We start from the raw sequence: 2,544 nt of genomic DNA, 5'->3' as shown, positions 1-2,544 counted from the left end.
CGAGGATCGCCGGAAACAGGCCTTCCGGGTCGGCGCCCGACAGCGTGAACTCGTCGGTGTGGCAGATGCCGGTTGCCTTGATCTCGACCAGCACCTCGCCATCGCGGGGACCTTCGAGGTCGACCTCCATGATCTGCAGCGGCTTTCCGGCGGCGACGGCGACAGCGGCGCGCGTTTTCATCAGGCAATCCTCCCAAGGCAGTCTGCAATCCAGGTTAGATTTAACTTACCATTCAGCTCTGCGCTATGCACGAAGCGACGTTCTGACCCCGGTTTTTCGTCAGCGCCCGCCGATTTGCATGCGGGATAGGCTCCGACTTTGCCTTGACCGGCCCCCTGAAGCCCATAAAACGGGAAGCCCGTAGAAGAAGGGCAGCCGAGGGACGAGGCCTGCATGTTCACAAAGATCCTGGTCGCCAACCGTGGCGAGATCGCCTGCCGCGTGATCAAGACGGCGCGCAAGGTGGGCATCGCCACCGTCGCGGTCTATTCCGACGCCGACCGCGACGCCGTGCATGTCGAAATGGCCGACGAGGCGGTGCATATCGGGCCTTCGCCGGCTGCGCAAAGTTATCTGGTCGCGGAAAAGATCATCGCCGCCTGCAAGGCCACAGGAGCAGAGGCCGTGCATCCCGGCTACGGTTTCCTGTCCGAGCGGGCATCCTTCTGCGAAGCGCTGGAGCAGGAAGGCATCGTCTTCATCGGCCCGAAGCCCAAGGCCATCAAGGCGATGGGCGACAAGATCGAATCGAAGAAGTTCGCCAACGCGGCCAAGGTGTCGACGGTGCCCGGCTGGCTCGGCGTCGTCGAAAGCGCCGCCCATGCCGAAAGAATAGCCGGCGAAATCGGCTATCCCGTGATGATCAAGGCTTCGGCCGGCGGCGGCGGCAAGGGCATGCGCATCGCCTGGAGCAAGGCAGAGGTGCGCGACGGCTTCGACCGGGCGCGGTCGGAGGCCAAAAGCTCGTTCGGCGATGACCGCGTCTTCATCGAAAAATTCATCGTCGATCCGCGCCATATCGAAATCCAGGTGCTCGCCGACGCGCATGGCAACACGCTCTATCTCGGCGAGCGCGAATGCTCGATCCAGCGCCGCAACCAGAAGGTCGTGGAGGAGGCGCCGTCGCCGTTCCTCGACGCCAAGACCCGCAAAGCCATGGGCGAGCAGTCGGTGGCGCTGGCCAAGGCCGTCGACTACCAGAGCGCCGGCACGGTCGAGTTCATCGTCGACAGCGACAAAAACTTCTATTTCCTGGAAATGAACACGCGGCTGCAGGTCGAGCATCCGGTGACGGAACTCGTCACCGGCATCGACCTGGTCGAGCAGATGATCCGCGTGGCAGCCGGCGAAAAGCTCGCCATCAAGCAGAGCGACGTCAAGCTGAACGGCTGGGCGGTGGAAAGCCGCCTCTATGCCGAAGATCCGTATCGCAACTTTCTGCCGTCGATCGGCAGGCTGACGAAATACCGGCCGCCGGAAGAGGGAAAATTCGGCGAAATCGTCATCCGCAACGATACCGGCGTCACCGAAGGCTCGGAAATCTCGATGTTCTACGACCCGATGGTCGCCAAGCTGTGCACCTGGGCGCCGACACGGCTGGCGGCGATCGACGCGATGTCGGAAGCGCTGGACAGTTTCGTCGTCGACGGCATCGAGCACAACATACCGTTCCTGGCGGCGCTGATGCAGCATCCGCGCTGGCGGGAAGGGCGGCTATCGACGGCGTTCATCGCCGAGGAATATCCCGACGGCTTCGCGCCCATTGTGCCGAATAGCGAAGAAAACGCGGTGCTGGCCGCGATCGCAACCGCGGTCGAACTGCTGCGCCGCGACCGGCTCGACCGGCTGGGCGGGCGGCTGGCGCCGCATTCGGGCGCCTTGAAACGCGATTGGGTGGTGAAGATCGGCCGGGATTATCTTTCGGTTGCCATCGTCGAAGGCATGATTTCCATTCCGATCGAGCTCGACCTCACAATCGACGGCGGCAAACCGCTGACGGTGGCATCCGACTGGCGGCCGGGCGATCTCATCTGGCGCGGCACGGTCGGCGGCCGCACGGTCGCGGCGCAAGTCAGGCCGGTGCTGAACGGGTTCCGCATCGCCTGGAAAGGCATCTCGGTGACGGCGCGCGCCATGCTGCCGGGCACCGCCGAGCTCGAACGGCTGATGCCGGAAAAAGTGGCGCCGGATACTTCGAAGATGCTACTCTGCCCGATGCCCGGCCTCGTCGTATCGATCGCCGTTGCCGAAGGGCAGGAGGTCAAGGCCGGCGAGACGCTTGCCGTGGTCGAGGCGATGAAGATGGAAAACGTGCTGCGCGCCGAGCGCGACCTCATCGTGTCGAAGCTCAACGCCAAGCCCGGCGACAGCCTTGCCGTCGATGCGGTGATCATGGAATTCGCGTGAGGCTGAAATCCGCCCTCGACGCCCGTCAGAAGTTGGCAGGACAGAGGGGGGCGCGAAGGAACGCGACTTTGCAATTGGTTGAGCATGCTCGCTTGAGGAGGGACAAGGCGAGGCCGTGAGGAATTCGCACTTTTTTG

General features: G+C 63.5%; 1 protein-coding gene and 1 pseudogene. One reads left to right on the top strand and one right to left on the bottom strand.

Annotated features, from left to right (window positions below):
- Positions 1 to 181: pseudogene (locus NKI59_RS34790) on the bottom strand (alcohol dehydrogenase catalytic domain-containing protein); the annotation flags it as partial.
- A gap of 213 nt (positions 182 to 394) precedes the next feature.
- On the opposite strand from NKI59_RS34790, the gene NKI59_RS34785 reads away from it, so the two are divergent.
- Positions 395 to 2,407, top strand: coding sequence for an acetyl-CoA carboxylase biotin carboxylase subunit (locus NKI59_RS34785; RefSeq protein ID WP_352709041.1), 2,013 nt, complete (start codon positions 395 to 397; stop codon positions 2,405 to 2,407).
- Positions 2,408 to 2,544 lie beyond the last annotated feature (137 nt).

The organism is Mesorhizobium sp. M0598, assembly GCF_040320865.1.
Lineage (GTDB): Bacteria > Pseudomonadota > Alphaproteobacteria > Rhizobiales > Rhizobiaceae > Mesorhizobium.
This window is presented reverse-complemented; position numbering and strand designations above follow the sequence as displayed.